Genomic DNA, 12,327 nt, shown 5'->3' with positions numbered 1-12,327 from the left:
TGTTCGCACCTGATCTGCCGGAGGACCAGTGCCCCTGCTCTACACCATCGGCAAGCTCACCGTGGCGCCCACGCTGCGGTTGGCGTTCCGCCCGACCGTGGAGGGGCTGGAACACGTGCCGGAGATCGGTGGCGCGGTCTTCGCCGGCAACCACCTCTCGGTGGCCGACGAGCTGTTCCTCGGCACGGTCGTGCCCCGGCACCTGGCGTTCTGGGCCAAGTCGGAGTATTTCAAGGGCACCGGCGTGAAGGGTGCGATCTCCAAGTTCGTCCTCACCGGTCTGGGCGCGATCCCGGTCGAGCGGGCCGGTGGCCGGGCGGCGTTGTCGGCGTTCGACGCGGCGATCCCGGCGCTCAAGGGCGGTGACCTGGTGGTGGTCTACCCGGAGGGCACCCGCTCGCCCGACGGCAAGCTCTACCGGGGGCGGACCGGCGCGGCCCGGCTGGCGATCTCGGCCGGCGTGCCGATCATTCCGGTCGGCATGATCGGCACGGACAAGGCGCAGCCGATCGGCGCCCGGGTGCCCCGGCCCGGCACTGCCAAGATCACGGTTCGATTCGGCAAGCCGCTGGACTTCACCGGCCGGTCGGACGACCGCACCTCGCTGCGGCAGATGACCGACGAGCTGATGAGTGAGATCCAGAAGCTCACCGGCCAGGAGTACGTGCCCCGCTACGCCCCGCCGCGCGCCCACCCGGCTCCGACCCGCGACGCCTGAGCCGTCCTCGGCCGGTGCCGGGGACGTAGGCGACCCGGGCGGCGACAGCGCGGCTCAGCCCCGCTTGGGCTGGACGATCTGGGCGCGCAGGGTGGCCAGCAGGTCGGCGCTGTCAGCGACGGAGAGTCGGGTGAACACGCCGGTGGCGATGCTGCCGTGGTCGACCGACGTGCAGACCACCACGGCACTGCCGTCGGCGCTCCCCACCGCGCACCGTTCGTGCCGGCTCCGCACCCCGGTGTCCACGGTCTCCGGGGTGCCCAGCGCGTACCGTTCGGTGAGCCGGCTGATCTCGGCTTCCGCGTCGGACTCCGGGCTCAGCCGGAAACCGGTGCCGCCGAAGACGGTGACCAGCTTCCCGTTCGTCGTGGTGTAGACGCCGGCGAACGTGTCCTCGGCCAGCCAGTGCTCCGTGCGTACCTCGTTCTCCAACGTCCGGGCCACCGCCGTGCTGCGGTTGTCCTGCCGCAGGCTGAGGTCGTTGACCTGGACGGGCAGCGCCGCGCGCGCCGGGTACTGAGCCGAGATCGGGAACCCGTAGTAGGCCGGGCAGCCACAGCAGCAGGCCAGCGTGAGCAGCAGCAGCCACGGCCAGCGGCGACGCCGGCGGACCGGGACCGGCACGTACCCCTTGGGGGCCTGCCAACCGGGCGGCGGCATCGGCGGTGCGGTGGATCGCCGGCCCCGGCGCTGCTTCGGCGGCGCCGGCGGCGGGGGCGGTGACATCGGTCGGGCCGGCGGCGGCGGGGGCGGTGACATCGGTCGGGCCGGCACCATGGGCCCGACGACCCGCGGTGTGCTCGGCGGGGCCGACGGTGGCACCGGGTGCGACCCGGCCGGCGAGACGGGCCGCCCGGACCACTGCCGGGTGTCGGGCGGCGTCGGGTACGACACGGTCGGCGGCAGCGGGGGCAGCTCGGCGGAGGGCAGATCCCAGCCGCCGGTGTCCACGCCGGCCCACGGGTCGACCGGCGTCTGGTGCTCCGGCGGCCCGGCGGGCACCGGTGGGAGAGGGGTCGGCTCGGCCGACTCGCCCCACGCGGGTCGCCGTGGCAGCGGCGGCGGCACCGACGCCGAGCCGCTCCACCTCGGCGCCGGGACCTCCGCGGTGGCGGCCGGCTCCGGCTGGCCCGGAGGACTCGGCTGGCCTGCGGCGTCCGGCTGGCCTGCGGCGTCCGGCTGATCCGGGGGGCTCGGCTGGTCCGAGGGGTCCGGCTGGTCCGGGGGTACGGGTGGGGAGGTCGGCTCGTCGGCGACCGCCCGGTCCCGCTCCGGCTCCGCGCCCGGGGTGTTCCCGTCGGCCGGCCGTGCTCCCGGCTGGGGCTCCGGCATCGCGGCAATCTCCTCTCGCGCCGATCCGAGGTTAGTACCGCGCCGCCACCACCGCCGACCGGGCGTGCGCGCGATCGCCGCCGGGTGAACGCGTACCCTTGGGCATCATGAGTGCCCCGTCCACGACGCCGCGCGCGGCCGCGACCAATTCCGTGTGGTCCCAGCTCGAGCCGCTGCTACCCCAGGTCTCCAAGCCCATCCAGTACGTCGGGGGCGAGTTGGGTGCGGTGACGAAGGACTGGGACGCGGCGACCGTGCGCTGGGCGCTGATGTATCCCGACGCGTACGAGGTGGGCCTGCCCAACCAGGGCGTGCAGATCCTCTACGAGGTGCTCAACGAGCTGCCTGACACCCTCGCCGAGCGGACGTACGCGGTCTGGCCGGACCTGGAGTCGCTGATGCGCACGCACGGCGTGCCGCAGTTCACCGTCGACGCGCACCGGTCGGTGCGCGGATTCGATGTGTTCGGCATCTCCTTCTCCACCGAGCTGGGTTACACCAACATGCTCACCGCGATCGACCTGGCCGGCATCCCGATGCTGGCCGCCGACCGCACCGACGCCGACCCGGTGATCGTGGCCGGCGGGCACGCCGCGTTCAACCCGGAGCCGATCGCCGACTTCATCGACGCCGCGGTGCTCGGCGACGGCGAGGAGGCGGTCCTGGAGATCACCGCGATCGTCCGGGAGTGGAAGGCCGAGGGCTCGCCGGGCGGCCGCGACGAGCTGCTGTTGCGGCTGGCTCGCACCGAGAGCGTCTACGTGCCGCGCTTCTACGACGTCGACTACCTGCCGGACGGCCGGATCCAGCGGGTCGTGCCGAACCGGGCGGACGTGCCGTTCCGGGTGCACAAGCGCACGACGATGGACCTGGACGCCTGGCCGTACCCGAAGAAGCCCCTCGTGCCACTGGCCGAGACGGTGCACGAGCGGTACGCGGTGGAGATCTTCCGGGGCTGCACGCGCGGTTGCCGGTTCTGCCAGGCCGGCATGATCACCCGCCCGGTGCGGGAGCGGTCGATCACCACGGTCGGGCAGATGGTCCGCGAGGGCCTGGAGTTCTCCGGCTTCTCCGAGGTCGGCCTGCTGTCCCTCTCCTCGGCGGACCACTCCGAGATCGGTGACATGTGCTCGGGCCTCGCCCAGCAGTACGAGGGCACGAACGTCTCGCTGTCGCTGCCGTCGACCCGGGTGGACGCCTTCAACATCGACCTCGCGCAGGAGCTGTCCCGCAACGGGCGGCGGACCGGCCTGACCTTCGCCCCGGAGGGCGGGTCGGAGCGGATCCGCAAGGTCATCAACAAGATGGTGTCGAAGGAAGACCTGATCCGTACGGTCGTCACCGCGTACACCAACGGCTGGCGGCAGGTGAAGCTCTACTTCATGTGCGGCCTGCCCACCGAGACCGACGAGGACGTCCTCGAGATCGCGGAGATGGCCCACGAGGTGATCCGGGCCGGCCGGGCCGCCACCGGCTCCAAGGACATCCGGTGCACGGTCTCCATCGGCGGGTTCGTGCCGAAGCCGCACACCCCGTTCCAGTGGGCCGCGATGGATCGTCCGGAGGTCATCGACCACCGGCTCAAGATCCTCAAGCAGGCCATCAACGCGGACCGTTCGCTGGGCCGCGCCATCGGCTACCGCTACCACGACGGTGAGCCGTCGCTCATCGAAGGGCTGCTCTCCCGGGGTGACCGTCGGGTCGGCTCGGTGATCCGCAAGGTCTGGGAGAACGGCGGCCGGTTCGACGGGTGGAGCGAGCACTTCTCGTACCAGCGCTGGGTGGACGCGGCGGCCGAGACGCTGCCCGCGTTCGGGGTCGACCTCGACTGGTTCACCACCCGTCAGCGCGACGAGTTGGAGGTCCTTCCCTGGGACCACCTCGACTCGGGCCTGGACAAGGACTGGCTCTGGCAGGACTGGCAGGACTCCGTCAACGAGTTCGAGCAGGACGACTGCCGGTGGACGCCCTGCTTCGACTGCGGCGTCTGCCCGTCGATGGACACCGAGATCCAGATCGGCCCCACCGGCAAGAAGCTGCTGCCGCTCACCCCGCTGGGCGGCAACGGCATGAAGGTCCCGTCGGGCCACTCGCACCACTGACCGGACGGTGGCGGGCCGCACCGGCGGTGCGGCCCCACCACCCTCCACAATCCGATATGTCGCCCAACGGGCCCGCCTCTCGCGGGCCCGTTGGCGCTGTTCGGCCTGGGTCGCGCCGACTTCTCCTCAATATCGACCACTATCTGTACCACGTGGTGGTGACGGGGGCTGCCCCGACTAGGTCAGACTCGATACGCTGCGTCTGACATGGACCGACCCCGGCGGGTCGGGAACGGGGGAGGAAGCACATGAGCAGCATCCCGCCGCCGAACACCGGCGATCTGCAGGTCAGCGTCGAGGACCTGGACGCCGCCGCGGCGTACGTCGAGCGGCTGAAGCAGTACGTCGACGACACGATCAGCTACGAGATGGAACGCATCAAGACGCGGATGAAGGGCGACAGCAACAACGCCCAGACCGTCCCGAACGGCACCCCGTTCGGCGCGTACGAGGACGCCGTCATGCAGTGGCGGGCACTGGAGACGTCCACGGCGAACATGGAAGCGCACCTCACGACGCTCTCCCAGAAGCTCGCCGCGCTCAAGGAAGGCACCGAGGAGATCGCCAAGGCGTTCCGGGACGCCGAGGCGCGAAACGGCGCCAATGGCAAGGAGATCGAGCGGCTGCTGGAGTCGGCGGCACCGCCGCCCACCGCCAGCGGCGCACCCACCTACCCGTACACGGCCTGAGGGGGACGTCATGGCTGGAGGAACCTGGGAGCGGTGCGTCCGCGAGGTGACGCTCTCCGCGGACCCGGAGACGGTTGGATCGGTCGGAGCGGGCTGGAGCAATCTCTCCAGCGGCCTGCAACAGTTGCGCGACGCGCTCGTCGGTCGATCGTTCGTCGGCCCGGTGGCGACGGGTCAGGAGCGCCCGAACGTCGGCGGGCTGCCCGGCATGCTCGCCGGATGGAAGGGCAGCGGTGGTGATGCGTACCGCGAGCACCTGGGCAAGATCGGCAAGCAGATCGAGGATCTGATCACCGACGCGACCAACGTCAGTGGCGCGTTGACGCGGATCGAGGGCGACATCCGCAAGTCGGTCGCCACGATCCCGATCCCGCTGATGGACGACTTCGGCTGGAACGAGTGGAGCCTGCCCAACGGCACCGAGCTCGACGATGCCCGCGACGGCGAGAGCGCGTCGGGGTTCCTCGCCGCCCTGCGTCAGGACTATCAGAACAACCCGGCCTCGTACGCCGACGGCGCGTTCCGGGACAAGGCCGACGACCTGGAAGCCACCATGAAGGTCGACGGTCAGGCCGGTGACCAGAAGCGGGGCGGCTGGTGGGACACCAAGTCCCACCTGGACAACTGGTACCGCGACAACCAGCAGGCCGCGAACAGCGCGATGGCCCCGCTGCCCAAGGCGGTCTACACCGAGCGTCCCAAGCTCACCGTGATCGGTCCGGAGACGGGCGGTATCGACGAGGTTCGTCGCGACACCCGAATCCCGCCGACGGGCCGACCCGATATCAGCGGCGAGATCGGCGGAAAGCCCGATATCGGTGGTGGCGACCGCTCGATCGGCAGTCGGCCGCCGGGCATCGGCGACGTGGGCAACCCGACGTCCAGTGTCGACCAGTTCTCGCCGACCAAGCCCGGCGGGCTCGGCGATGGCTCACCCACCGGCGGCACCGGCCAACTCACCACCCCACCGACCGGTTCCGGCTATCCGGGCAGCGACCAGGACTACACCAGCGGTCTGGCGGGCGCTGCCCCGAGCACTGTCGGTGGTCTGGGCGGCGGCCTGGGCGGCGGCGGGATCGGTAGCGGCGGTCTCGGTGGCGTCGGCGGCGGGCTCGGCGGCGGCGCCGGGGTCGGCGCGGCCGGTGGCATCGGTGCCGGCGGTGGCCTGGGCGCGGGTGCCGGGATCGGCGTTGGCGGCATCCCGGGGATGGTGGGCGGCGGCAACGGCAAGGTCCCGCCGATGACCAGCGCGGCGAACGCGCTGCGCACCGCCGCCGGCGCGGGCGGCGCCGGGATGGCGGGCGGCGCGCGTGGTGCGGGCGTCGGCGGCGCCGGGATGATGGGCGGCGGCATGATGGGCGGCGCGGGCGGCGCCGGGCATGGCGGTGGCAGCGGCACCGAGCACTCGTCGTGGTTGACTGAGGACGACGATCCGTGGGGTCCCGGTGACGGGGCGTCCCCGGGTGTCCTTCGGTGAGGATGGACGGATGAGGGTGAACGTCGGAAGCCTCCGGCCGGTGGTCGCCTGCCTGCTGGCGGGGTTCCTGGTGGTGGGGGCCGCCCAACCGGCGGCCGCCGCGCCCCGGCGGGCCGAGCAGTGGTATCTGGACGAGCTCCGCATTGACCAGGTGCACAAGATCTCGACCGGGCGGGGCGTGGTCGTGGCCGTGGTCGACAGTGGTGTCGAGGCCACCCATCCGGACCTACGCGGTCAGGTGCTTGCCGGTGGCCGCAGCTACGGCGCCTCCGGCGACGGTCGGGCCGACGAGGACGGGCACGGCACACACATGGCCGGCATCATCGCGGCCAAGAGCGGTGGCCGGGACGGCGTGGACGGCATCGCCCCCGGCGCGAAGATCCTGCCCATCAAGCTGCGCAAGGGCACCGGGACGAACAGCGCGGCGGCGGTGGCCGCCGGCATCCGGATGGCCGTCGACGGTGGCGCCAAGGTCATCAACTTGTCCATTGGTGCCCCGGGCTTCGCCAGCCCGGCGGAGCAGAGCGCAATCAAGTACGCGTTGGACCATGACGTCGTGGTGGTCGCCGGTGCCGGTAACACCGCCAAGGGCCACGTCGCGGTCGGAAACCCGGCCAACACGCCCGGTGTGATCGCCGTGACCGGTACGACCAAGGGCGGCAGGTTCTGGTCCGGCTCCGTCCAGGGGCCGGAGGCGGTGGTCGCGGCTCCCGGCGACAGCGTCTACAACGTCACCAACGAGGAGGGCTACGGCTGGGGCGACGGAACCTCCGACTCCAGTGCGATCGTCTCCGCTCTGGCCGCGTTGATCCGAGCGAAGTACCCGGAGCTCAACGCGCCGAGCGTGATCAACCGGATCATCCGGACCGCGCGGGACGCCGGCCCGGCCGGACGGGACCCGCAGTACGGGTTCGGGGTGATCGACCCGATGAAGGCGCTGACCGCGAACGTGCCGGCGGTCACCGCCAACCCGCTGCTCGACCCGGCCGCGGCGACCGAGCCGGGCCCGGCCCGCACCGGGGGCGCGGACGAGGAGTTCGACGTCACCCAGCACGGTGATCGCGGTGGTCCGACCGACCAGCAGGTCATGGTGGTGGGAATCGGCATCGCCGTGGTGCTGGTGTTGCTGCTGGGGCTGGTGGTGTTCCTCATCTGGAACCGCCGCCGGTACCGGCGCGAGGCGGCTCGGGCCGGCGACATCCCGGACGAGGTGCTCGACCGGGCGCCCCCCGGCGGGTACCCGCCGCCGGGGGCGGATTACGCCCCGCCGTCCGGCTACCCGCCACCACCCAACTACGGCCCACCGTCGGGTTACGGCCCGCCCCCCGGCGGCCCGCCTCCCGGTTACGGCCCGCCGTCCGGTTACGGTCCGCCGTCCGGTTACGGCCCGCCGTCCGGTTACGGTCCGCCTCCCGGCTACGGTCCGCCGGGCGGTTCGCCGCCCGCTCCGCCGCGCGAGCGGTAGCCCGTCCCGATCGTTGGTGGCCGGCCGGTGACCTCCGCGTCACCGGCCGGCCATCGGCTTTCGCGGAGGGTGTTCAGCGCCCTGGCGACCGGTTCGTACCCGTCTGTCGGGCGAGTCGACCGCCCCGGCTGCGTACCGTCACGAGGCCTGCGCCAGGATGGGAGGACACGCAGGTACACCCGAGGAGCCCACGATCGCCAGAAAGCCTCAACCCGAGGGCGGCCAGGCACCGGTCGTCCAGCGCGTCCGCATCCGGTACGCCAAGCGCGGGCCGCTGCGATTCACCTCGCACCGGGACTTCGCCCGGGCGTTCGAGCGCGCGCTACGCCGGGCCGCTGTGCCGGTCGCCTTCTCCCAGGGTTTCCACCCGCACCCGAAGATCTCCTACGCCAGCGCCGCGCCCACCGGCGTGGCGAGCGAGGCGGAGTACCTGGAGATCGCCCTTCAGGCCGCGGTCGACCCGGAGGCGCTGCGCGCCGCGTTGGACGCTGCGCTCTCGCCGGGGCTGGACGTCCTGGACGCGGTGATCGCCGAGGGGGGCAACCTGCCGGACCGGATCGAGGCGTCGCACTGGCACATCGAGTTGCCCGAGGTTGATCCGGCGGTGCTGCGCGCAGCGGTGGACGCGTTCGTCGCGGCCGACGAGGTGCTGGTCGAGCGGATGACCAAGCAGGGCCGACGCACTTTCGACGCCCGCGCCGCCGTGATATCCATCGATGTCAAACCGTCGACGCCGACGCCTTCCGGGGCACCGGGCGTACCGTGTGCGATACTCGAACTGGTCGTGCGGCAGGTCACCCCGTCCGTACGGCCCGATGACGTCCTTTCCGGCCTCCGCGTGGTGGCCGACCTGGAGCCGCCGGTTCCGCCGAGGGTGACCCGGCTGGCTCAGGGCACGTTGACCGCGCAGGGTGCGATCGTGGATCCGTTGGATGCGGACCGCGACGGGGCAGCCATCGTTGGGCACTGACCGACGGTCCGTGCTCTGGCAGGCAGACTTCGGCGGTCGCGCACCACGCGCGCCCGGCGGAAACACTTTTGCGGCGACCCTGCGTGGCAGCGCTCACCCGCGCCCGGGGTAGCCAGAACTGGAGAACGTCCATGCTCGAGAACGAGCCCGAGGGCGGCGAACGGACCGGTTCACAGCCGGCCGGCGAGACCGCCGACCAGAGCAGCACGGCCGACAGCGCCGCCGTCGCGCCCCCCACCACCGCGGTCGGTTCCGCGCCATTGGAACCGGCCAGCGCGGAGAGCGCTCCCAGTGCGGAGGCCGCCGAACCGGCCGCGCCGGTGCGGCGCACCCGGGCGACCCGTCGTCGGGCCGCCCCGCTCAACCAGCCAGAACAGACCGAGGCTCCGGCCGAGGCGTCCACCGGTGGGACCGGCAGCGCCGAATCGCCGCAGGCGGAGGTCTTCGCGCCGGTCTCCGGCGATCTGGATGTCGCCCCGAAGACCCCCCGGCGTCGCCGCAAGGCCACCCCCGTCGAGACGACCGCTGAGGAGCCGCTGGCCGCCGCCTCCGCGGAGGCGGCCTCGACCGAGGTGGTGCCGCCGGTCAAGGTGACCCGTACCCGGCGCAAGAAGGCCACGCCGGCTGCCGTGGAGGAGCCGGCCGCCACCGAGCAGCCGGCCGCCGTCGACGAGGTGCCCGCCGTCGAGGAGCCGGTGGTCGAGGAGCCGGCGGAGTCCGACCTGCGCGAGGCCGAGGCCGAGTTGAACGAGGCCGAGACCCTCCCGAGCACGTCCGTCGCCGCGCTGCCGTGGAGCAGTGGCGGGCCGGAGCGCGCCGGCGAGGTGTCGCCGGGTGTCGCCGTTCCCGGTGTGACGGATGAGCCGAACGAGCCGGCCGAGATCGAGCCGGAGCAGCCGCGTACCCGTCGTCGGCGGGCTGCGCTCTCCGCGCCCACCGTGCTGTTCATGGCACCCCAGCCGGACGCTGTGCCGGTGACCCGACCGGTCGAGCCCGCCGCGGTGACCGAGGAGCCGGCCGTCGAGGAGGCCGCCGAGCCGTCCCGCCGACGTCGGCGTGGTCGCCGCGAGGTCGAGCCGGTGGAGCCCGTCGAGGCGATCGAGGCCGAAGAGGCGCCGACCGAGGAGGTCGACGAGGCCACCGAGGCGGATGAGGACGACGAGGACAGCGCCGCCGCGCGCCGCCGTCGCCGGCGTGGTCGCCGGGGCCGGGGCCGGGGCAAGGGCGGGGCCGACGACGCCGAGGACGAGGAGTCCGAGGAGGCGGCGCAGGCCGATGAGGAGGAGACCGCCGAGGCTGAGGCCGAGGGCGACGAGGACGAGGAGTCCGAGGGCGGAGACGGCCTGACCCGTCGCCGTCGTCGTCGCCGCCGTCGTGGCGCCGGTGACACCGAGGGCGCGGCCGACGACGGCGTACCGACCGTGGTGAAGATCCGCGAGCCGCGTCGGAGCGTCGACGAGGTGCAGGGTGTGTCCGGCTCGACCCGGCTGGAGGCCAAGCGCCAGCGCCGCCGGGATGGTCGGGAGCAGCGCCGTACCCGCCCGCCGATCCTGAGCGAGTCGGAGTTCCTGGCGCGCCGGGAGGCTGTCGACCGGGTGATGGCGGTTCGCCAGCGCGGTGACCGCACCCAGATCGCCGTTCTGGAGGACGGCGTGCTGGTCGAGCACTACGTCACCCGCAACTCGTCCGGGACGATGGCCGGCAACGTGTACCTGGGCAAGGTGCAGAACGTGCTGCCGAGCATGGAGGCCGCGTTCGTCGACGTCGGCCGGGGCCGCAACGCGGTGCTGTACGCCGGTGAGGTCAACTGGGACACCTCCGGGCTGGAGGGGCGGGCCCGTTCGATCGAGCAGGCGCTGCGCTCCGGCGACTCGGTGCTGGTCCAGGTCACCAAGGACCCGATCGGGCACAAGGGCGCACGGCTGACCAGCCACATCGCGCTCTCGGGCCGGCACCTGGTCTACGTACCCAACGGCAACGCCTCCGGGATCAGCCGCAAGCTGCCGGACAACGAGCGCAAGCGGCTGCGGGACGTGCTCAAGAAGCTGGTCCCGGACGGCGCGGGCGTGATCGTCCGGACGGCCGCCGAGGGTGCCACCGAGGATGAGCTGGCCCGTGACGTCAAGCGGCTCCAGGCGCAGTGGGAGGACATCCAGGCCAAGGCCGCCGAGGGTGGCGCTCCGGTGCTGCTCTACGGCGAGCCGGACCTGGTCATCCGGGTGGTCCGGGACCTGTTCAACGAGGACTTCCGCGAGCTGGTGATCGAGGGCGAGCAGTCGTACGACATGGTCGAGTCGTACCTGTCGCATGTCTCCCCGGACCTGGTCGACCGGGTGCGCCGGCATGTCGGCACGACCGACGTCTTCGCCGAGTACCGGATCGACGAGCAGATCATCAAGGGCCTGGACCGCAAGGTCTTCCTGCCCTCCGGTGGCTCGCTGGTGATCGACCGGACCGAGGCGATGACCGTCGTCGACGTCAACACCGGCAAGTACACCGGCTCCGGGGGCAACCTGGAGGAGACCGTCACCCGCAACAACCTGGAGGCGGCGGAGGAGATCGTCCGTCAGCTCCGGTTGCGGGACATCGGCGGCATCGTGGTGATCGACTTCATCGACATGGTGCTGGAGTCGAACCGTGAGCTGGTGCTGCGCCGGCTCACCGAGTGCCTGGGCCGGGACCGCACCAAGCACCAGGTCACTGAGATCACGTCGCTCGGCCTGGTGCAGATGACGCGGAAGCGGATCGGCGCGGGCCTGCTGGAGGCGTTCAGCGAGACCTGCGAGTGCTGCAAGGGTCGGGGCGTCATCATCCACACCGAGCCGGTGCCGGAGAAGCCGCGCGCCGCCGGTGCGGGGGAGAAGGTCAAGGCGGTCGCCTCGTCGACGGCGCCCGCTCCGGCGGCCGAGGCGGGCACCACGTCGTCCCGCCGCCGGGCGCGCAAGAACGCCCCGGCCGCGGCCGAGCGGACCGTGGTCGAGGTCGTCGACACCGACACCAAGGCCGAACCGGACGACGACTACCAGGACACCATGGGTTACGACCTGTCCCGCTACGAGTCGGACACCGCCGCCGCGCCGGCGATCTCCGACGCCCAACAGGGTGAGTCGGCTCGACTGGCCGCGGCGGATGACCCGGACGCGCTCGGTGATGGTGAGGGCGACGAGGAGACCACCGAGGGCGGTGGCGGTCGTCGCCGGTCGCGTCGGGGTGGCACCCGTCGGCGGACCCGCCCCTGAGCCTGACCAGTTAGCTGTTTGACGAGGTCCCTCTCCCGCAACCCTGCCGGGAGAGGGACCTCGCCGTTGTGCCCCGGTCCTCTGCGGGGCCGCTGGGCGGGCCGAGGCGGCGCTGGCCGGCTGGCGGACCCGTGCTGCGGGAGCAGTCGGGGCGGACCAACGATCCGCAGCTCAAGACGCCGCAGCAGCGCCTCGACCAGCTCTGCGCGCGCTGACCAGGGCGGGCCGGTTTGGGGTCCGGGCAGGCAATGGCGTACTCTTGCCTGCGGCCCACCTTTGGTGTGCCGAGTTCCCGTGTGCCCGCGCCGCCGTGCACTGCTACCCGGCGAGCCGCC

Annotated in this window: 8 protein-coding genes; 7 read left to right on the top strand and 1 reads right to left on the bottom strand. The window is 72.4% G+C overall.

Annotation, left to right across the window (positions count from 1 at the left end; genetic code table 11):
* Positions 1-28 precede the first annotated feature (28 nt).
* Positions 29-718 (top strand): lysophospholipid acyltransferase family protein, encoded by a 690-nt coding sequence (locus EV382_RS18940; protein WP_130403755.1) that lies wholly within the window; start codon positions 29-31, stop codon positions 716-718.
* Positions 719-772: 54 nt separating this feature from the next.
* Here EV382_RS18940 and EV382_RS33550 read toward each other — a convergent pair whose 3' ends face one another.
* Positions 773-2,050: a hypothetical protein gene (locus EV382_RS33550; RefSeq protein WP_244236756.1), complete on the bottom strand. Its 1,278-nt coding sequence runs from the start codon at positions 2,048-2,050 to the stop codon at positions 773-775.
* Positions 2,051-2,157: 107 nt separating this feature from the next.
* Between EV382_RS33550 and EV382_RS18930 the strand changes: the two genes are divergently transcribed.
* The 6 genes from EV382_RS18930 to EV382_RS18905 all read left to right on the top strand — a co-directional run bounded on the left by EV382_RS18930 (position 2,158) and on the right by EV382_RS18905 (position 11,992).
* Positions 2,158-4,152 (top strand): TIGR03960 family B12-binding radical SAM protein, encoded by a 1,995-nt coding sequence (locus EV382_RS18930; RefSeq protein WP_130403753.1) that lies wholly within the window; start codon positions 2,158-2,160, stop codon positions 4,150-4,152.
* A 248-nt stretch (positions 4,153-4,400) separates the two neighbouring features.
* Positions 4,401-4,841: a hypothetical protein gene (locus tag EV382_RS18925; RefSeq protein WP_130403751.1), complete on the top strand. Its 441-nt coding sequence runs from the start codon at positions 4,401-4,403 to the stop codon at positions 4,839-4,841.
* A 10-nt stretch (positions 4,842-4,851) separates the two neighbouring features.
* Complete coding sequence (locus EV382_RS18920) at positions 4,852-6,318, top strand: WXG100 family type VII secretion target (RefSeq protein ID WP_130403749.1); 1,467 nt, start codon at positions 4,852-4,854, stop codon at positions 6,316-6,318.
* Positions 6,319-6,328: 10 nt separating this feature from the next.
* Positions 6,329-7,783 carry a type VII secretion-associated serine protease mycosin gene (mycP, locus tag EV382_RS18915; protein ID WP_130403747.1) on the top strand — a complete coding sequence of 485 codons (1,455 nt, stop codon included), beginning with the start codon at positions 6,329-6,331 and terminating at the stop codon, positions 7,781-7,783.
* Between the two features lie 157 nt (positions 7,784-7,940).
* The gene (locus EV382_RS18910; RefSeq protein WP_279636487.1) at positions 7,941-8,753 is read left to right on the top strand and encodes a TIGR03936 family radical SAM-associated protein; all 813 of its coding nucleotides are present in this window, start codon (positions 7,941-7,943) and stop codon (positions 8,751-8,753) included.
* 131 nt (positions 8,754-8,884) lie between these two features.
* Positions 8,885-11,992 carry an Rne/Rng family ribonuclease gene (locus EV382_RS18905; RefSeq protein WP_130403745.1) on the top strand — a complete coding sequence of 1,036 codons (3,108 nt, stop codon included), beginning with the start codon at positions 8,885-8,887 and terminating at the stop codon, positions 11,990-11,992.
* Positions 11,993-12,327: the final 335 nt, after the last annotated feature.

Origin of the sequence: Micromonospora violae (genome assembly GCF_004217135.1) — a bacterium.
GTDB classification, from domain to species: Bacteria; Actinomycetota; Actinomycetes; order Mycobacteriales; family Micromonosporaceae; genus Micromonospora; species Micromonospora violae.
The sequence above is the reverse complement of the archived record's forward strand: the minus strand, read 5'-3'. Positions and strand labels throughout refer to the sequence as shown.

Excerpts from the sequence above, each read along its gene's own strand:
- EV382_RS18910 (WP_279636487.1), top strand. The coding sequence starts at position 7,941 with ATGGGAGGACACGCAGGTACACCCGAGGAGCCCACGATCGCCAGAAAG.
- EV382_RS18920 (WP_130403749.1), top strand. The coding sequence starts at position 4,852 with ATGGCTGGAGGAACCTGGGAGCGGTGCGTCCGCGAGGTGACGCTCTCC.
- EV382_RS18905 (WP_130403745.1), top strand. The coding sequence starts at position 8,885 with ATGCTCGAGAACGAGCCCGAGGGCGGCGAACGGACCGGTTCACAGCCG.
- EV382_RS18930 (WP_130403753.1), top strand. The coding sequence starts at position 2,158 with ATGAGTGCCCCGTCCACGACGCCGCGCGCGGCCGCGACCAATTCCGTG.
- EV382_RS18925 (WP_130403751.1), top strand. The coding sequence starts at position 4,401 with ATGAGCAGCATCCCGCCGCCGAACACCGGCGATCTGCAGGTCAGCGTC.
- mycP (WP_130403747.1), top strand. The coding sequence starts at position 6,329 with ATGAGGGTGAACGTCGGAAGCCTCCGGCCGGTGGTCGCCTGCCTGCTG.
- EV382_RS33550 (WP_244236756.1), bottom strand. The coding sequence starts at position 2,050 with ATGCCGGAGCCCCAGCCGGGAGCACGGCCGGCCGACGGGAACACCCCG.